The sequence below is a fragment of the Modestobacter sp. VKM Ac-2984 genome (assembly GCF_026967985.1).
GTDB lineage: Bacteria > Actinomycetota > Actinomycetes > Mycobacteriales > Geodermatophilaceae > Modestobacter.
In genome coordinates, this window is record NZ_JAPVBJ010000001.1 from 138,355 (window position 1) to 155,609 (window position 17,255).

Annotated in this window: 18 protein-coding genes; 2 read left to right on the forward strand and 16 right to left on the reverse strand. The window is 73.6% G+C overall.

What is annotated here, in order from left to right; translation table 11 throughout:
- Positions 1-38: 38 nt before the first annotated feature.
- From O2W16_RS00695 to O2W16_RS00705, 3 genes are read right to left on the reverse strand one after another with little or no spacing between them, the layout of a single operon-like run.
- On the reverse strand, positions 39-1,064 hold the full coding sequence (locus tag O2W16_RS00695; RefSeq protein ID WP_269156878.1) for an aldo/keto reductase: 1,026 nt from the start codon (positions 1,062-1,064) through the stop codon (positions 39-41).
- Positions 1,061-2,326 (reverse strand): histidine--tRNA ligase, encoded by a 1,266-nt coding sequence (gene hisS / locus O2W16_RS00700; protein WP_269156879.1) that lies wholly within the window; start codon positions 2,324-2,326, stop codon positions 1,061-1,063. The genes O2W16_RS00695 and hisS overlap by 4 nt, the downstream gene beginning before the upstream one ends.
- Complete coding sequence (locus O2W16_RS00705) at positions 2,326-3,009, reverse strand: MBL fold metallo-hydrolase (protein WP_269156880.1); 684 nt, start codon at positions 3,007-3,009, stop codon at positions 2,326-2,328. Before O2W16_RS00705 ends, hisS begins: the two co-directional genes overlap by 1 nt.
- 161 nt (positions 3,010-3,170) lie before the next feature.
- On the opposite strand from O2W16_RS00705, the gene O2W16_RS00710 reads away from it, so the two are divergent.
- Both O2W16_RS00710 and O2W16_RS00715 read left to right on the forward strand, forming a co-directional pair.
- Positions 3,171-3,974, forward strand: a complete 804-nt coding sequence (locus O2W16_RS00710) for a peptidylprolyl isomerase (RefSeq protein WP_269156881.1) — start codon at positions 3,171-3,173, stop codon at positions 3,972-3,974.
- Between the two features lie 41 nt (positions 3,975-4,015).
- Positions 4,016-4,660, forward strand: a complete 645-nt coding sequence (locus O2W16_RS00715; protein ID WP_269156882.1) for a class I SAM-dependent methyltransferase — start codon at positions 4,016-4,018, stop codon at positions 4,658-4,660.
- A gap of 19 nt (positions 4,661-4,679) precedes the next feature.
- On the opposite strand, the gene O2W16_RS00720 is transcribed toward O2W16_RS00715, so the two are convergent.
- The 13 genes from O2W16_RS00720 to O2W16_RS00780 all read right to left on the reverse strand — a co-directional run bounded on the left by O2W16_RS00720 (position 4,680) and on the right by O2W16_RS00780 (position 17,251).
- The gene (locus tag O2W16_RS00720; RefSeq protein WP_269156883.1) at positions 4,680-4,952 is read right to left on the reverse strand and encodes a hypothetical protein; all 273 of its coding nucleotides are present in this window, start codon (positions 4,950-4,952) and stop codon (positions 4,680-4,682) included.
- Entirely contained in the window at positions 4,952-7,357 is a 2,406-nt protein-coding gene (locus tag O2W16_RS00725; protein ID WP_269156884.1) for a RelA/SpoT family protein, read from the reverse strand. The genes O2W16_RS00720 and O2W16_RS00725 overlap by 1 nt, the downstream gene beginning before the upstream one ends.
- Before the next feature lie 100 nt (positions 7,358-7,457).
- A complete protein-coding gene (locus tag O2W16_RS00730) occupies positions 7,458-8,045 on the reverse strand; it encodes an adenine phosphoribosyltransferase (RefSeq protein ID WP_331253719.1) in 588 nt (195 codons plus the stop codon).
- A complete protein-coding gene (gene secF / locus O2W16_RS00735; protein ID WP_269156885.1) occupies positions 8,042-9,631 on the reverse strand; it encodes a protein translocase subunit SecF in 1,590 nt (529 codons plus the stop codon). Before secF ends, O2W16_RS00730 begins: the two co-directional genes overlap by 4 nt.
- Positions 9,628-11,262: a protein translocase subunit SecD gene (gene secD / locus O2W16_RS00740; RefSeq protein ID WP_269156886.1), complete on the reverse strand. Its 1,635-nt coding sequence runs from the start codon at positions 11,260-11,262 to the stop codon at positions 9,628-9,630. Before secD ends, secF begins: the two co-directional genes overlap by 4 nt.
- 13 nt (positions 11,263-11,275) lie before the next feature.
- Positions 11,276-11,611 (reverse strand): preprotein translocase subunit YajC, encoded by a 336-nt coding sequence (gene yajC, locus O2W16_RS00745; protein WP_269156887.1) that lies wholly within the window; start codon positions 11,609-11,611, stop codon positions 11,276-11,278.
- 158 nt (positions 11,612-11,769) lie between these two features.
- Positions 11,770-12,897: a Holliday junction branch migration DNA helicase RuvB gene (gene ruvB / locus O2W16_RS00750; RefSeq protein WP_331253720.1), complete on the reverse strand. Its 1,128-nt coding sequence runs from the start codon at positions 12,895-12,897 to the stop codon at positions 11,770-11,772.
- The gene (ruvA, locus tag O2W16_RS00755) at positions 12,894-13,529 is read right to left on the reverse strand and encodes a Holliday junction branch migration protein RuvA (protein ID WP_269156888.1); all 636 of its coding nucleotides are present in this window, start codon (positions 13,527-13,529) and stop codon (positions 12,894-12,896) included. Before ruvA ends, ruvB begins: the two co-directional genes overlap by 4 nt.
- Positions 13,526-14,107, reverse strand: a complete 582-nt coding sequence (gene ruvC, locus O2W16_RS00760; protein ID WP_269156889.1) for a crossover junction endodeoxyribonuclease RuvC — start codon at positions 14,105-14,107, stop codon at positions 13,526-13,528. Before ruvC ends, ruvA begins: the two co-directional genes overlap by 4 nt.
- 193 nt (positions 14,108-14,300) lie before the next feature.
- The gene (locus O2W16_RS00765) at positions 14,301-15,053 is read right to left on the reverse strand and encodes a YebC/PmpR family DNA-binding transcriptional regulator (RefSeq protein WP_269156890.1); all 753 of its coding nucleotides are present in this window, start codon (positions 15,051-15,053) and stop codon (positions 14,301-14,303) included.
- Positions 15,050-15,748 carry a pyridoxal 5'-phosphate synthase glutaminase subunit PdxT gene (gene pdxT, locus O2W16_RS00770; protein ID WP_269156891.1) on the reverse strand — a complete coding sequence of 233 codons (699 nt, stop codon included), beginning with the start codon at positions 15,746-15,748 and terminating at the stop codon, positions 15,050-15,052. Before pdxT ends, O2W16_RS00765 begins: the two co-directional genes overlap by 4 nt.
- Complete coding sequence (gene pdxS, locus O2W16_RS00775) at positions 15,745-16,650, reverse strand: pyridoxal 5'-phosphate synthase lyase subunit PdxS (protein WP_269156892.1); 906 nt, start codon at positions 16,648-16,650, stop codon at positions 15,745-15,747. The genes pdxT and pdxS overlap by 4 nt, the downstream gene beginning before the upstream one ends.
- Positions 16,651-16,714: 64 nt before the next feature.
- Positions 16,715-17,251: a hypothetical protein gene (locus O2W16_RS00780; RefSeq protein ID WP_269156893.1), complete on the reverse strand. Its 537-nt coding sequence runs from the start codon at positions 17,249-17,251 to the stop codon at positions 16,715-16,717.
- Between the last annotated feature and the right edge of the window lie 4 nt (positions 17,252-17,255).

Sequence of the window (17,255 nt, forward strand, 5' to 3'; positions counted from 1 at the left end):
AGGTGCGCTGTCTCAGGGGGTGCGGAGCGAGGAGGTGGTCACCAGCGGTCGTGCACGTGGGCGCGGATGCGCTCGTCGTACACGCGCTCGAGGTCGGCGAGCTGGCCGGCGCTCAGCGGCGGCAGCGCTGCGGCGGCGACGTTGCCCAGCGCCTGCTGCACGTTCCGCGCGCCCGGGATCACGGTGGTGACGCCCGGCTGGTCGATGACCCAGCGCAGCGCGAAGGCCGCGGTGGTGACGTCGGGGCCGGCGATCTCGGCGACCTCGCGGGCGGCGGCGACACCGACCTCGAAGGGCACCCCGGCGAAGGTCTCGCCGACGTCGAAGGCCTCACCGTTGCGGTTGAAGTTCCGGTGGTCGTCGGCGGCGAAGGTCGTGTCGGTGGAGTACTTCCCCGACAGCAGCCCGCTGGCCAGCGGCACCCGGGCCAGGATGCCGACCTCGGCGCGCTGGGCGGCGGGCAGCAGCTGCTCCAGCGGCTTGCGCCGGAAGACGTTGAGGATGACCTGGATCGACTGCACGCCCGGGTGCTGCAGGGCGGTCAGGCCCTCGGCAACGGTCTCGACCGAGACGCCGTAGGCCGCGATCGCCTGCTCCTCGACCAGCGCGTCGAGGGTCTCGTAGACCCGCTCGTCGGAGTAGACGGCCGGCGGCGGGCAGTGCAGCTGCACCAGGTCCAGGGTGTCGACGCCGAGGTTGCGGCGGCTCCGGTCGATCCAGGCGCGCAGGTTCTCCGGGGTGTAGGTCTCCGCGGCGAACGGGTCGGCGCGGCGGCCGGCCTTGGTGGCCACGAAGGGGCGCTCGCCCCGGGCGGCCAACGCCTTGCGGATGCGCTCCTCGGAACGGCCGTCGCCGTAGACGTCGGCGGTGTCCAGCAGCGTGACGCCGGCGTCGAGCGCGGCGTCGAGGACGGCGGCGGCGTCGTCCTCGGAGACGTTCCCCCAGTCACCGCCCAGCTGCCAGGTGCCCAGGCCGACGACGGAGACGTCGGCGCCGGTGCGGCCCAGCGGCCGGGTCTCGAGGGGCGTGTTGGCGGATTCGGCGATCCCATCGGTCACAGTCACGCACTCACCGTCGCACGCACCCGGTCGAACAGCTCGGCCAGGGGGACGGCGACCTGCTCGTGCGACCGCAGGTCGCGCAGCTGGGCCACCCCCTCGGCCAGGTCGCGGTCACCGAGCACCACCGCGTGCGAGGCACCGGACCGATCGGCGGCCTTCATCGCGCCCTTGAGCCCGCGGTCGCCGTAGACGGTGTCGGCGGAGACCCCGGCCTCCCGCAGCTGCCCGACGAGCTTCACCGCTAGCCGCTTGGCCTCCGCGCCCAGCGGGACGACGAACGCCTGCACGCCGGAGGACGTCACGACGTCCAGCCCCTCCGCCTGCACCGCCAGCAGCGTGCGATCGACACCCACGGCGTAGCCGATGCCGGAGAGGTCGGGCCCGCCGAGGGCCGCGGACAGCCCGTCGTAGCGGCCGCCGCCACCGATCGCCGACTGGGAGCCGAGCCCGGAGTGCACGAACTCGAAGGTCGTCTTCGTGTAGTAGTCCAGCCCACGCACCAGCCGGGGCGCCTCCGTCCAGCTCACACCGAGGTCGGTGAGGTGCTCACGGACGGCGTCGTAGTGGGCCTTGGTGGAGTCGGAGAGGTGGTCGACCATCAGCGGGGCGTCGTCCAGCTGGGCCTGCACCTCGGGCCGCTTGTCGTCGAGCACCCGCAGCGGGTTGATCTCCGCCCGGCGCCGGGTGTCCTCGTCCAGGTCCAGCTCGGCCAGGAAGTCGACCAGCAGCTCGCGGTACTGCGGACGGCAGGTGGCGTCACCGAGCGAGGTCAGCAGCAGCTCGAAGTCGCGCAGGCCCAGGTCGCGGAACCCCTGCACGCCCAGCGCCACGATCTCCGCATCCAGCGCCGGGTCGTCCACGCCGAGGGCCTCGCAGTCGACCTGGGTGAAGTGCCGGTAGCGGCCCGCCTGCGGGCGCTCGTAGCGGAACGCCGACCCGACCGCCCACAGCTTCACCGGCAGGGCACCGGCGTAGAGCCGGTGCTCGATGAACGACCGCATCAGCCCGGCGGTGAGCTCGGGCCGCAGCGTCAGCGACCGGCCACCGCGGTCGGTGAACGTGTACATCTCCTTGGAGACGACGTCGGTGGACTCCCCCACCCCGCGGGAGAACACCGCGGTGTCCTCGAACGTCGGCGTCTCGATGTAGCCGTAGCCCGCCCGGCGCAGCGGCGCGGTCAGGGTGTCGCGGACGGCGAGGAACTGCGCCGAGTCGGGGGGCAGCGTGTCGAACGTGCCCTTCGGAGCCCGCATGGGCTCGGTCATCAGAGTCCTCGTCCCTTCGGCGCACTCGCGGCCTCCGCGAGGTACGGGTTGGTGGCGCGTTCGCGCCCGATCGTGGTGGCCGGGCCGTGCCCGGGGAGGACGACGGTCTCGTCGTCCAGCGGCAGGACGACGTCGCGCAGCGAGCCGAGCATGTCCTCCCACGAGCCGCCGGGGAGGTCGACCCGGCCGACCGAGCCGGCGAAGAGCACGTCACCGGCGAGCAGGCCGGGGGCCTCCCCCAGGTCCAGGGAGAAGACCACCGAGCCCCGGGTGTGCCCCGGCGCGTGCCGCACGGTCAGGTCGACGCCGGCCAGCGAGATCGTCGTCCCGTCGGCCAGCGGCAGGACGTCGGCGGGGTCCGGCAGCTGCACGCCGGTGATCAGCGGGGCGAGCTGCGGACCGTGCCAGCGCGCCGGGTCCGACAGCATGCCGGTGTCCTCGGGGTGCAGGTAGGCGGGGATGTCGTAGCCGGAGCAGACCGGCAGCACGGAGAAGGTGTGGTCGAGGTGGCCGTGGGTCAGCACGACGGCGACCGGCTTGAGCCCGTCGTCGGCGAGCATCCGGGCCAGCGGCTCGACCGCGTCCATCCCCGGGTCGACGACGACGCACTCCTGCCCGGGCCCGGAGGCGACGGCGTAGCAGTTGGTGCCGAACGCGCCGGCGGGGAAGGAGCGGATGAGCACCCGTGCAGGTTACGCGGGCGGGATCCACCCACCTGGCGCTCCCAGGGTCCGGACAGACGACCCACCTACACTCCGCACTCGACACACACCGCGGTGTGGGCACGCGGCCCGGGCCGCGCGCCGCCGGCGGCAGAGCGCAGAGCCCGAGGAGCCCGAGAAGAGTGCCGACCAACAAGCAGCGTCGTCAGGCCGCGCAGCGACGGCTGCAGCGGCAGCTCGAGCGCCGCGAGGAGATCGCCCAGAAGCGCCGGCGCAACACCCTGATCGGGGTGGCCGTCCTGGCCGTCCTCGCCGTGGCCGGGGCGGTCTTCATCGTCATCGGCCTGGGCGACGACGAGCCCGCGGACGCCACGGCCACCCCCGAGGCCACCACCGCGGCCCCGGTCGTCGACGGCAGCGACGGGACCTGCGACTTCGTCCCGGACACCTCCGGCAGCGAGACCCTCACCGACGTCGGCATCCCGCCGGCCGAGGTCCCGGCGGCCGGCACCACCGACCTGACGCTGGCCACCTCCGCCGGTGACATCGGCCTGACCCTGGATCAGGCGAACGCCCCCTGCGCCTCGGCGAGCATGGTCTACCTGGCGGAGCAGGGCTTCTTCGAGGACACGCCCTGCCACCGGCTGACCAGCGGCGGCCTGAGCGTGCTGCAGTGCGGTGACCCCAGCGGCACCGGCACCGGCGGCCCCACCTACGACTTCCCGACCCAGGTGACCGGCTCGGAGACCTACCCCCGCGGCACGCTGGCGATGGCCAACGCCGGGCAGGGCACCGACGCCAGCCAGTTCTTCCTGGTCTACGCCGACAGCCAGCTGCAGCCGGACTACACCGTCGTCGGCACCATCGACGAGGCCGGGCTGGCGACGCTGGACGCCATCGCGGCCGCCGGCATCGAGGGTGGCGCCTCCGACGGTCCGCCGGCCCAGCCGGTGACGATCGAGTCGACGACCGTCGCCGCACCCTGACCGTTCGCGGGGCGACGCCGCCGCCCGCACACTGAGGCGCGATGGACGCCGACCCGTACGCCGGCTTCCCGCCGGGCTTCTTCGACCGCAGCGACGATGGGCCGGACGCCGGGTTCTACGACCGGCCCCGGCTCGTCACGCACATCGACGAGGGCGCGATCACCGCCGTCGGTGAGCTGTACTCCGAGCTGGGCATCGACGGCGCTGCGCCCCGGCCGACGCGGGTGCTGGACCTGATGTCCTCGTGGGTGTCGCACTTCCGCACGCCCCCCGCCGAGCTCGTGGTGCTCGGCATGAACGACGAGGAGCTGGCCGCCAACCCGGCGGCCACGCAGCGGCTGGTGCACGACCTGAACGCCGACCCGCGCATCCCGCTGCCCGACGACGACGTCGACGCCGCGGTGTGCTGCGTGTCGATCGACTACCTCACCCGGCCCGTCGAGGTGCTCGCCGACGTGGGCCGGGTCCTGCGCCCCGGCGGCCGGCTGGCGGTCACCTTCTCCAACCGCTGCTTCCCCACCAAGGCCGTCCACGGCTGGCTGGCCACCGACGACCAGCAGCACGGGGCCGTCGTCGCCGAGCTGGTGCGGCGCAGCGGGCGGTTCACCGAGCCGACGATCACGCTGCGCACCCCACCGGGCGTCGGCGACCCGCTGTACGCCGTCGTCGCCACCCGCCTCGGCTGACCGACCGTCGGCCCGGCCGTCAACGGGACGGCGTGAGCCGCACGAGCCCGCGGTCGCCGGGCACGTGGTCGACGACGACGAACACCTCGAACCAGTCGGCGCGGCGTTCTCCCGCCTGCTCGGCGGCCCAGGCGAGCACCGACGCCGCGGCCACGTCGGGACCGGTGAGCTCGTACTCGTCGCAGACTCGCATGCCCACCGGGTCGGCCGAGTCGGTCCAGAAGTACACCCGGTACCCCGGCTGATCAACCTCCCAGCGCACGTCCCGCGGGTCGACCCCCCGGACGTCCATCAGGCGGTGACGCGCTCCACGTCGAACACGCCATCGACGTTGCGAACGGTCTGCAGCACCGCGCCCAGGTGCGCCGGGTCGGCCAGCTCGAAGGTGAACCGACTGATCGCCACCCGGTCGCGGCTGGTCTGCACCGAGGCGGAGAGGATGTTGACCCGTTCGTCGGCCAGCGCCCGCGTGACGTCGGAGAGCAGCCGGTGCCGGTCCAGCGCCTCCACCTGGATCGCGACCAGGAACACCGCGCCGGGCTGGGAGGCCCAGTCGACCTCGACCAGCCGCTCGGGCTTGGCCTGCAGGTCCGCGGCGTTGGTGCAGTCGGTGCGGTGCACGCTCACGCCGCCACCGCGGGTCACGAAGCCGAGGATCTCGTCGCCGGGCACCGGCGTGCAGCACTTGGCGAGCTTGGCCCACACGTCGGTCATGCCGTGCACGACGACGCCCGGGTCGCCGCTGGCGGTGCGGGCGACGGTGCGCTTGGTCGGGATCGCCGTCTCGGCGATGTCCTCGGCCGCGCCCTCCGACCCGCCCAGCGCGGTGATCAGCTTCTCGACCAGCGAGTGCGCCGAGACCTGGTTCTCCCCCACCGCCGCGTACAGCGCGCTGACGTCGGGGTAGTGCAGGTCGGCGGCGAGGGTGGCCAGCGACTCCCCGCCGAGCAGGCGCTGCAGCGGCAGGCCGGCCTTGCGCATCGCCTTGGTCAGCGCGTCCTTGCCCGCCTCGACGGCGTCCTCGCGACGCTCCTTGGTGAACCACTGGCGGATCTTGGTGCGCGCCCGGGAGCTGCCGACGAAGGTCAGCCAGTCCTTCGACGGGGCGGCGCTCGGCGACCGGGAGGTGAACACCTCCACGACGTCGCCGTTGGACAGCCGGCTGTCCAGGGACACCAGGTTGCCGTTGACCCGGGCGCCGATGCACCGGTGCCCGACCTCGGTGTGCACCGCGTAGGCGAAGTCGACCGGGGTCGACTCCCCCGGCAGGCTGATCACGTCGCCCTTGGGCGTGAAGACGAAGACCTCCTGCGGACCGAGGTCGTAGCGCAGCGTCTCCAGGAACTCGCCGGGCTCCTGCGCCTCGCGCTGCCAGTCCAGCAGCTGGCGCAGCCACAGCATGTCGTCGCCCGGGGCGCCCGGGGCCGGGGTGAGGTCGGCCTTGCCGCCCGCGGCCCGGGCCTTCTCCTTGTACTTCCAGTGCGCCGCGATCCCGTACTCGGCGGTGCGGTGCATGTCGTGGGTGCGGATCTGCAGCTCCACCGGCTTGCCCTGCGGGCCGATCACCGTGGTGTGCAGCGACTGGTACATGTTGAACTTCGGCATCGCCACGAAGTCCTTGAACCGGCCGGGTACCGGCTGCCAGTGCGCGTGCATGATGCCGAGTGCGGCGTACACGTCCCGGACGGACTCGACCAGGATCCGGATGCCGACCAGGTCCCAGATGTCGGTGAAGTCCCGGCCGCGGACGATCATCTTCTGGTAGATCGAGTAGTAGTGCTTGGGCCGCCCGGTGACGGCGGCCTCGATCTTGGCCGCCTTGAGCTGCTCGGTCACCGCCGAGGTGACCTCGGCCAGGTAGGTGTCCCGGGACGGCGCCCGCTCGGCCACCAGCCGCACGATCTCGTCGTACCGCTTGGGGTAGAGGGTGGCGAAGGCGAGGTCCTCGAGCTCCCACTTGATCGTGTTCATGCCCAGCCGGTGGGCCAGCGGGGCGAGGATCTCCAGCGTCTCGCGCGCCTTCTTCTCCTGCTTCTCCGGCGGGAGGAAGCGCAGCGTGCGCATGTTGTGCAGCCGGTCGGCGAGCTTGATGACCAGCACCCGCGGGTCGCGGGACATCGCGACGATCATCTTGCGGATCGTCTCGGCCTGCGCGCCGTCCCCGAACTTGACCTTGTCGATCTTGGTGACGCCGTCGACGAGGTGCGCCACCTCGGGGCCGAAGTCGGCGGTGATCGACTCCAGCGTGGTGCCGGTGTCCTCGACCGTGTCGTGCAGCAGGGCGGCGACCAGCGTCGTGGTGTCCATGCCCAGGCCGGCGAGCACGGTGGCGACGGCGAGCGGATGGGTGATGTAGGGGTCGCCGCTCTTGCGCTTCTGCTCGGCGTGCGCCTCCTCGGCGACGTCGTAGGCGCGCTGCAGCAGGGCGAGGTCGGCCTTCGGGTGGCTCTGCCGGTGCAGCACCGAGAGCGGCTCCAGCACCGGACGGATGCCGGTGGAGCGCTGACCGGCGACGATCCGCCGGGCCAGCCGGTCGCGGACCCGGCGGCGGGGCGCGGTCTCGGCCTCCCCGCCCGGCTCGGGGGCCACGTCGTCGGGGCGACGGACGGCGGGCCGCTCGGGCAGCGGCACGCGGGGCGGCGCCTCCTCGACGGCGGGCGCGCCGGACGTCTGCGGTGCGACGACGTCAGAGGCCACGGGTGCTCCTGCACTGTTGAGGAGGTAGACCCTGCCCATGCTAGCCGCGCCCCACCGGGTCGCGCCCCCCGCGCTCACCCGGGATGGGGTGAGGTCGGGCTCAGACCCGCCAGAGCGCGTGCACCGGGTGCGGGGACAGCCGCTCCCGGCCGCCGAGGGCCATGAGCTCCACCACGACGGCGACCGCGGTGACCACCCCGCCGAGCTGTTCGACCAGCGCGATGGCCGCCGCCAGCGTGCCGCCGGTGGCCAGGACGTCGTCGACCAGCAGCACCCGCTGGCCGGGGGTGATCGAGTCGGCGTGCAGCTCGAGGGTCGCCGTCCCGTACTCCAGCACGTACTCGGCCGAGACCACCTCGCGGGGCAGCTTGCCCGCCTTGCGCACCGGGAGGACGCCGGTCCCGGCGTCCAGGGCGACGGCGGCCGCGAGAAGGAAGCCCCGCGCCTCGACGCCGGCCACGACGTCGAAGCCCGGCCCGCCGTCGGCCCGGCCCAGCGCAGCCGCCCGCGGGTCGACGTCGGCGGGCTCGGTGAGCGCGTCGACGACCCGCCGGAACGCCCCGGCATCGGCGAAGACCGGCGTCAGGTCCCGGAACAGCACGCCGTGCTCGGGGAAGTCGGGCACGTCCACCGAGAAGCTGGCGATCAGCTCCTCGATCGGCAGCTCACCGTCCTGGACGGCGCTCACCGTCGCTTCCGACCTGCCGGGCGCTGCCCCTGCCCCGGCCGGCTCGGCCGCTGACCGGGCCGGGGGGTCGTGGTCCCGCCCCGGGCGCTCGGGCGCACCGAGGCCGGCGACTCGATCTGCACGTCGGCCATCGGCTGGCTCGGCAGGGCCTCCTCCCGCTCGGCGACCGCCACCGCGCTGCGACGGGTGGCCCCGCTCCCCCGCCGGGCCGTCGCCACGGGGGCGTCGACCCGCGCACCGCCCTGGCGGGCCTCGGCCGACCGGCGGGCCAGCACCCGCCGGCGCAGCGCCTGCTGCTCGGGCCGGCGTTCCTCCAGCTCGGCGAGCACCGGCGTGGCCAGGAAGATGGAGCTGTAGGTGCCGGCGGCCAGACCGACGAAGAGGACCAGGGCGAGGTCCTTCAGCGTGCCGGCCCCGAGCAGCCCGGCGCCGACGAACAGCAGCCCGGCCACCGGCAGCAGCGCGATGACCGAGGTGTTGATCGAGCGCATCAGCGTCTGGTTCACCGCGAGGTTCGCGGCCTCGCCGTAGGTCGATCGGGCGCTCTTGTCGAGGTCCTTGGTGTTCTCGTCGACCTTGTCGAACACCACGACGGTGTCGTAGAGCGAGAAGCCCAGGATCGTCAGCAGCCCGATGACCGTCGAGGGCGAGACCTCGAAGCCGATCAGTGCGTAGATCCCCGCAGTGACGACGATGTCGTGCAGCAGCGCGACGATGGCGGCGATCGCCATCGTCGGCCGGAACCGCACGGCGAGGAACGCCACCACAGCGACCAGGAAGACGGCCAGCGCGATCAGCGCCTGGTTGGTGACGTTGCCGCCCCAGTCCGCGCTCACCGACTGCGGGCTGACCTCGGAGGGGTCGACGCCGGCAGCGTCGGCGACCGCGGCGACCACGGCCGTCTCGGTCTCGTTGTCCAGCGCACTGGTGCGCAGCAGGACGGAGTCGCCACCGACCACCTGGGCGCTGGAGACCTGGGCTCCCGCGTCCTCGGCGGCCTCGCGGACCTCGCCGAGCTCGGCGCTGGTGGCCGGCACCCGCACACTGTTCCCGCCGGCGAACTCGATGCCGAAGTTGAAGCCGCGGAACACCATCGCCGCGACGCACAGCAGCATCACGACGGCGGTGACCCGGAACCAGAAGCGCCGCCGGCCGACCACGTCGAGGCCGACCTCGCCGTTGTAGAGCCGGTGCGCCAGGGACGCCCGGGGGCGTGCCCGGGCGGCACCCGGGATCGTCCCCTCGGCGGGGAGCCCGGCATCGGCGAGCGCCTGGTCGCCGGTGCTGTCACCGGCCGCCTCGTCGCGGACGTCGGTGTCGTCGACCTCCTCGCCGTCCAGCTCCTCGCCGGCCGACTGGTCCACCGACCCGGCAGTGTCGTCCGGGTCTGTGGCGTCCGGGGCTGTGGCGTCCGGGTCTGTGGCGTCCGGGTCTGTGGCGTCGGAGGCGGTGGCGTCGGGGGCGGTGGCGTCCGGGGCAGGAGCCGCCGGGCGCACCTCCGGGCCCTGCGCCTCCGGCGCGTCCTCTCCCAGGCCGTGGCCCTGGGGGCCGACGCCGTCGGCGCCGGTGCGGTCGCGGGGGGTCATCGGTTGCTCCCGTTCGTGCTGCTGCTGCCGGTGGCGGCGCCGACCAGCTCGCGCTCGCTCCGTGACGGCTGGACCGGTCGCCGGCTGTGGTCCACCCGGCCCAGGCCGGAGAAGCGGTTCGTCCCGAACCCCTTGAACCGACTGAGCACCACCATCAGGGGGTGGGTGAAGAGGAAGACGACGATCAGGTCGAGCACCGTGGACAGGCCCAGGGTGAACGCGAAGCCCTTCACGTCACCGATGGCCAGCCAGTACAGGATGGCCGCGGCGAGGAAGCTCACCGCATCGGCGGACAGGATCGTCCGGCGGGCCCGCACCCAGGCCCGCGGCGTGGCGCTGCGCAGGCTGCGCCCCTCGCGCACCTCGTCCTTGAGCCGCTCGAAGTAGACGACGAACGAGTCGGCCGTGATGCCGATGGACACGATGAAGCCGGCGATCCCGGCGAGGCTCAGCGCGAAGCCGATCTCCCGGCTCAGCAGCACGAGGCTGGCGTAGACCACGACCGCTGACAGCACCAGGCTGGCGATCATCACCAGGCCGAGCAGGCGGTAGTAGAGCAGCGCGTACACGAACACGAGCGCGACGCCGATCCCACCGGCGATGAGCCCGGCGCGCAGTTGCTCGCTGCCCAGCTCGGTGGTGATGGTCTGGGCCGTCGCCTGGCTGAACGTCAGGGGCAGGGCGCCGTACCGGAGCTGGTTGGCCAGCTCGGTGGCGGCGGCCTGGTCGAAGCTGCCGGTGATCTGGGTGGTGCCACCGACGATGGCCGAGTTGATCGTCGGCGCCGAGACGACCCGCCCGTCGAGGGTGATCGCCACGTTGTTGCCGACGTTGGCCGTCGTGTACTCCGCCCAGGCGGCCGAACCCGAGGACGTGAAGTCGAGATTGACGACCCACTCACCGGTGCCGACCTCCGTGCCGGACGTGGCGTCGGCGACGTCGGTGCCCTCGATGACCGCCGGCCCGAGCAGGAACTTCGCGGTGCCGTCGTCGGAACACGCGGCGATGTAGGACCCGGGCTGGTCGACCTCGGTGGTCGTCGTGTCGCAGGTGAGCGTCGCGTACTCGGCGAGCGCCTCCTCCTGGGTGACGACGGGTGCATCCGGGTCGGCAGCAGCAGGTTCGGTGGCCGCGGGGTCCGTGGCCGCGGGGTCGGTCGCCGGGTCGGTCGCCGCGGGGTCGGTCGCTGCCGGGTCCGTGGCAGCCGGGTCCGTGGCGGCCGGGTCCGTGGCAGCCGGGTCCGTGGCCGGAGCGGCCGGCTCGGGACCGACGAGCACCGGACGGAAGCGCAGCTGCGCGGTGGCCCCCAGTTCACGGGCCTGGTCGCCGTCCTCGCCCGGCACCGAGATGACGATGTTGCTGTTGCCCTCGGTGACGACCTCGGCCTCGGCGACGCCCAGGCCGTTGACGCGCTGCTCGATGATCTCGCGGGCGAGGTCGAGGTCCTCGGGGTCGGGCGCCTGACCGTCGGGCGTGCGGGCCGCGAGGGTCACCGTCGTCCCGCCCTGCAGGTCCAGACCGAGCTGCGGCGTGCGCTGGTCGCCGGTGAGGAAGACCAGGGAGTACAGCCCGGCGACGATCAGGAGGAACGCCGCGAAGTACCGGCGGGCGGGGAGCTGACGGGCGGCCATGCGTCGACCCGGCTCAGCGGGTGCGGTCGGTGGGGTTGCCGTCGCCGTCGATGGTGCCGGTGGCCCCCTCGGGCGGAACGGCGCCGGACGCCGGCTGGCGGATCTCCATGACCGCCGGGCGGGCGACGGTGATGACGACCCCCGGGGCGACCTCCAGGCCGACGGTGCCCTCGCCGAGCGAGGCGACCGTGCCGTGGATCCCGCTGGTCAGCATGACCGGGGTGCCCACGGTCAGTGAGGACTGCAGCGCTTCGGCCTTCGCCTGCAGCTTCTTGCGCTGCCGGGCGGGCAGCACGATCAGCAGGCCGAAGGCCAGGACGAGCAGGATCAACGGGAAGAACTGTTCCACGACGGGTGAGCCTCTCTACCGCAGCGAGTCGCGCGGTGGGTGCGGCCCGGGATCGGGCCGCTCGGGTACATCGGCGCCGGCGCACGCCCGCCTGCGCAGGGTGGCTCCGGGGCGGGGCGCCCCGGCTGCAGCCGGGTTGCGCGCCAGCGCCGAGGAGTCTATGCGTCGAAGAGGGTCTGTGACGACGGTGTGTCCGACGGCGGGTCGGTTGTGAGGCCGCTGAGCGGCAGGCCGCCCCGCGGCACGGTGTGCCCGAGATGACGGAAGGCCGCCTCGGTCGCCACCCGCCCGCGCGAGGTGCGGGCCAGCAGCCCGGCCCGCACGAGGAACGGCTCGCAGACCTCCTCGACCGTGTGCGGCTCCTCCCCCACGGCCACCGCGAGGGTGGCCACCCCCACCGGTCCACCGCCGAAGCGGACGACGAGGGCCTCGAGGACCGACCGGTCCAGCCGGTCCAGCCCGAGGTCGTCCACGTCGTAGAGGGCCAGCGCCGCCTGGGCGACGTCCCGGGTGATCCGGCCGTCGGCCCGCACCTCGGCGTAGTCGCGGACCCGGCGGAGCAGCCGGTTGGCGATCCGCGGGGTGCCGCGGGAGCGCCCGGCGATCTCCGCCGAGCCGTCGTCGGTGAGGTGGACCCCCAGCAGGTCGGCGCTGCGCGATAGCACCCGCTCCAGGTCGGCGACCTCGTAGAACTCCATCTGCCCGACGAAGCCGAACCGGTCGCGCAGCGGCCCGGTCAGCAGCCCGGCGCGGGTGGTGGCGCCGACCAGGGTGAACGGGTGGATCTCCAGCGGGATCGCCGTGGCACCCGGCCCCTTGCCGACGACGACGTCGACCCGGAAGTCCTCCATCGCCATGTAGAGCAGTTCCTCGGCCGGCCGGGCGATGCGGTGGATCTCGTCGATGAACAGCACGTCACCGGGGCCGAGGTTGGACAGCATCGCGGCGAGGTCGCCGGAGCGTTCGATCGCCGGTCCGCTGGTGATCTTCACGGCGGTGCCGAGCTCGGTGCCGATGATCAGCGCGAGGCTGGTCTTGCCCAGCCCGGGTGGGCCGGAGAGCAGCACGTGGTCCGGCGGCCGGCCGCGGCGCTTGGCGCCCTCCAGCACGAGGTCGAGCTGGCGGGCGACCTTGGGCTGGCCGATGAAGTCGGTCAGCGAGTTCGGGCGCAGCGCCGACTCGACGACCCGCTCCTCGTCGCCGGCCCGGGGGTCGACCGCGTCGTCGGGGAACCGGCCCGGCCCGGCGTCGGCGGCGGACAGCCCGCGGTCGAACGGGGTGCTCACGACCGGCCCAGGATCTGCAGCGCCTGGCGCAGGAGGACCGCGACCTGGACGCCGCCGGCCAGCTGCTGCTCCTCGGCCACCGGCTCGAGGGCGGAGAGCGCGGTGTCCGCCTCCCGGCTCGACCAGCCCAGCCCGACCAGGGCCGCGGTGAGCTGGTCCCGCCAGGGGGCCACCGGGGTGACCGCGCCGAGACCGGCGACGGGCGGGCCGTCCAGCGAGGTGTCCGACGTCGTCGTGCCCAGCCGGTCGCGCAGCTCCAGCACCAGCCGCTCGGCGCCCTTCTTGCCGATCCCGGGCACCTGCATCAGCGCCTTCAGGTCGCCCATCGACACCGCCCGGCGCACCTCGCGGGGCGGGTGGATGGCCAGCACCGCCTGGGCGAGCCGGGGGCCCACGCCGTTGGCGGTCTGCAGCAGCTCGAACAGCTGGCGCTCGTCGTCGTCGGCGAAGCCGTAGAGGGTGAGGGAGTCCTCGCGGACCACCAGGCTGGTCGACAGTCGGGCCTGCTCCCCCACCGCCAGCCGGGCGATCGTGCCGGGGGTGCACTGCACGGACAGCCCCACGCCACCGACCTCGACGACCGCGCCGTCGGGCGAGACCGCGGCCACCCGGCCGTTCACCGAGGCGATCATCGGGGCGTCACCCCCGTCCAGCGGGGCAGCGTCGCCGGCCGGACGGGGGCGCCGATGCCGCCGGCCAGGGCCGCGACCCGCAGCCGCTGCTGCGCCGGCCCCCGCCACACGTGGCAGACGGCCAGCGCCAGGGCGTCGGCGGCGTCGGCGGGCTTGGGCGCGGTGGCGAGCCCGAGGACCCGGGTGACCATCATCGTGACCTGGTCCTTGTCCGCGCGGCCGTTGCCGGAGATGGCGGCCTTGACCTCACTGGGCGTGTGCCAGGCGACCGGCACGTCGGCCTGCGCCGCGGCCAGGGCGGCGACGCCGGCTGCCTGCGCGGTGCCGGTCGCCGTCCCCTTGTTGTTCTGGGTGAACACCCGCTCGATGGCGACCGCGGTGGGCCGGTGCTCGCGCAGCAGTGCGGTCACGGCGGTGTGCACCTCCAGCAGACGCAGTTCCAGGTCGAGGTCGGGCGAGGTGCGGACGACGCCCACCCCCAGGGCCACCGGTCGAGCACCGGGGCGCCCCTCGACCACGCCCCACCCACACCGGGTGAGCCCCGGGTCGATGCCGAGCACCCGCATGAGGACCTCCACCAGCCGACGCGAACACGTGTTCGAACCACGCTAACCGCCGAGGTCGAACGCACCCGCCTCCGACACGCTGGTGACGGGCTGGAACGGCCCTGCTGCAGGGACCCGCCGCGAGCCTGCGAGTGGTGGGGGGCAGCAGGCAGAAGGACCCCCTCCCACGAGCCCTTCGCGAGCTCAGGCCACGACCGGAGGGGGCCTAAGCGTCGATGGACTCCATGACCTCGTCGGAGACGTCGTAGTTCGCGTAGACGTTCTGCACGTCGTCGAGGTCCTCGAGGGCGTCGATGAGCCGGAAGACCTTGCCCGCGCCGTCGGCGTCCAGCTCGACCTGCACGCTGGGCAGGAAGCCCATGTCGGCGGAGTCGTAGTCGATGCCGGCGTCCTGCAGGGCGGTGCGCACGGCGACCAGGTCGGTGGGCTCGCAGACCACCTCGAAGGTGTCGCCCAGGTCGCGGACCTCCTCCGCGCCGGCGTCCAGCACGGCCATCAGCACGTCGTCCTCGGTGGTGCCGGTCGCGGGGACCACGACGACGCCCTTGCGGGAGAACAGGTAGGAGACCGAACCGGGGTCGGCCATGTTCCCCCCGTTGCGGGTCATCGCGGTGCGCACCTCCATCGCCGACCGGTTCTTGTTGTCGGTGAGGCACTCGATCAGCACGGCGACGCCGCCGGCGGCATAGCCCTCGTAGGTGATGCCCTGGTAGTCGACCCCGCCGGCCTCGAGGCCACCGCCGCGCTTGACCGCGCGGTCGATGTTGTCGTTGGGCACCGAGCTCTTCTTCGCCTTCTGCACGGCGTCGTAGAGCGTCGGGTTGCCCGACAGGTCAGCACCGCCGGTGCGCGCGGCGACCTCGATGTTCTTGATCAGCTTGGCGAAGAGCTTGCCGCGCTTGGCATCGATGCCGGCCTTCTTGTGCTTGGTCGTCGCCCACTTGGAATGCCCGCTCACGACGTTCTCCCCTCACTGCCCGCGTCCGCTCCGGCGCCGGCACTGCTCGCATGGTCTCGTGCCCTCATCGCCGTTGCCTCCGGCACCAGCTCCACGACCTCCCGCACCAGCTCCACGAACAGAGCGTGCACCCGGGTGTCCCCGGTCAGCTCGGGGTGGAAGCTGGTGGCCACCAGCCGGCCCTGACGGACGGCGACGATCTTACCGTCGGCCGGTCCGCCCTCCACCCGGCCGAGCACCTCGACGTCCGGCCCGGCCTCCTCGACCCATGGCGCCCGGATGAACACCGCGTGCAGCGGCGGCCCGGGGACCCCGGCCAGCTGCACCTCGGTCTCGAAGGAGTCGACCTGCCGGCCGAAGGCGTTGCGGCGCACCGTCACGTCCAGGCCACCGATCGTCTCCTGGTCGGCCGGGGCGTCGAGCACCGTGTCGGCCAGCAGGATCATCCCGGCGCACGACCCGTAGGCGGGGAGCCCGGCGCGGACGGCGTCCCGCAGCGGCTGCAGCATGCCGAACCGCCCGGCGAGCTTGGCCATCGTGGTGGACTCCCCGCCGGGCAGGACCAGCCCGTCGACCTCGGCCAGCTCACCGGGCCGGCGCACCGGCCGCGCCTCGGCGCCGGCCGCCCGCAGCGCGGCGAGGTGCTCGCGGACGTCGCCCTGCAGGGCGAGCACCCCGATCGTCGGCGGGGTCACCAGCCGCGCTTGGCGTACTGCTCGCTCTCCGGCAGCGTGCTGACGTTGATGCCGACCATGGCCTCACCGAGCCCGCGGGAGACCTTGGCGATCACGTCGGGGTCGTCGAAGAAGGTGGTGGCCTGCACGATCGCGGCAGCACGCTGGGCCGGGTCGCCGGACTTGAAGATGCCCGAGCCGACGAAGACGCCCTGGGCGCCCAGCTGCATCATCATCGCGGCGTCCGCCGGGGTGGCGATGCCGCCGGCGGTGAACAGGACGACGGGGAGCGCACCGGTGCGGGCCACCTCGACCACGAGGTCGTACGGCGCCCGCAGCTCCTTGGCGGCGACGAACAGCTCGGTCTCGTCCAGGGTGCCCAGCCGCTTGATGCCGGCCCGGATGGCCCGCATGTGCCGGGTGGCCTCGACGACGTTGCCGGTGCCGGCCTCGCCCTTGGAGCGGATCATCGCCGCGCCCTCGGAGATCCGGCGCAGTGCCTCCCCGAGGTCGGTGGCGCCGCAGACGAAGGGCACGGTGAACGCGCTCTTGACGATGTGGTGCGCCTCGTCGGCCGGGGTGAGCACCTCGGACTCGTCGACGTAGTCGACGCCGAGCGCCTGCAGCACCTGCGCCTCGACGAAGTGGCCGATCCGGGCCTTGGCCATCACCGGGATGGAGACCGCGCCGATGATGCCCTCGATCATGTCGGGGTCGCTCATCCGGGCGATGCCGCCCTCGACGCGGATGTCGGCGGGCACCCGCTCCAGGGCCATCACCGCGACCGCGCCGGCGTCCTCGGCGATCTTGGCCTGCTCGGGGGTGACGACGTCCATGATGACGCCGCCCTTCAGCTGCTCGGCCATCCCGCGCTTGACGCGCTCGGTGCCGGTGCCGGTGGGCTCACTGTGGTTCAGGGACATGCTGCTGCCTCGCAGGTCGTCGGGCCGGGGACCGGCGGGAGGGGACGTCCCAGCGTACGGCGGATCAGCCAACCGGCCGTGCGGTGCCGGAGCCCGGACCGGTGAGCACCGCGTCCAGGCCGTCGTCGATGTCGAAGTACCGGGGCAGCGGACGGTCGCCGTGCAGCCGCAGCACCCGGGACAGCCGCCCCCGGCGCAGCGTCCGGGTGTCCCGGACGGCGTCGTTGTAGAACCGCCGGGCCAGGCCCACCCGCATGCCGGCGTCCTCGAGCTCCGAGGGGAGCACCTCAGCGGGGACCCGGCGGAGCAGCCGGCCGAGCGCGTTCTCGGCGGCCTCCCGGTCCCCGGCCGACGGTGCCCGGGCCCCGGCCGCGGCCGCGGCCAGGGCACCGGCGAGGTCGGCACCGAGGTCGTCGGCGCGTTCCCGGGCCAGCGCGGCCCCCAGCTCGGCCCGGCGCAGCAGCCCGGCGTCGAGCACCTCCCTCGCCCGGCGGACCCGCCCGGCCAGCCGGCGCAGGCGAGTGAGCGTCCAGACCGTCCAGAGGAGCACCAGGGCGACCAGGAACCCGGCGGCGAACAGCAGCCAGGTCGCGGTGGTCATGACG

Coding starts and splice junctions, on each gene's coding strand:
- hisS (WP_269156879.1), bottom strand. CDS start 2,326: ATGACCGAGCCCATGCGGGCTCCGAAGGGCACGTTCGACACGCTGCCC.
- ruvA (WP_269156888.1), bottom strand. CDS start 13,529: ATGATCGCCTCGGTGAACGGCCGGGTGGCCGCGGTCTCGCCCGACGGC.
- secD (WP_269156886.1), bottom strand. CDS start 11,262: ATGGCCGCCCGTCAGCTCCCCGCCCGCCGGTACTTCGCGGCGTTCCTC.
- O2W16_RS00715 (WP_269156882.1), top strand. CDS start 4,016: ATGGACGCCGACCCGTACGCCGGCTTCCCGCCGGGCTTCTTCGACCGC.
- O2W16_RS00720 (WP_269156883.1), bottom strand. CDS start 4,952: ATGGACGTCCGGGGGGTCGACCCGCGGGACGTGCGCTGGGAGGTTGAT.
- secF (WP_269156885.1), bottom strand. CDS start 9,631: ATGACCCCCCGCGACCGCACCGGCGCCGACGGCGTCGGCCCCCAGGGC.
- O2W16_RS00780 (WP_269156893.1), bottom strand. CDS start 17,251: ATGACCACCGCGACCTGGCTGCTGTTCGCCGCCGGGTTCCTGGTCGCC.
- pdxS (WP_269156892.1), bottom strand. CDS start 16,650: ATGTCCCTGAACCACAGTGAGCCCACCGGCACCGGCACCGAGCGCGTC.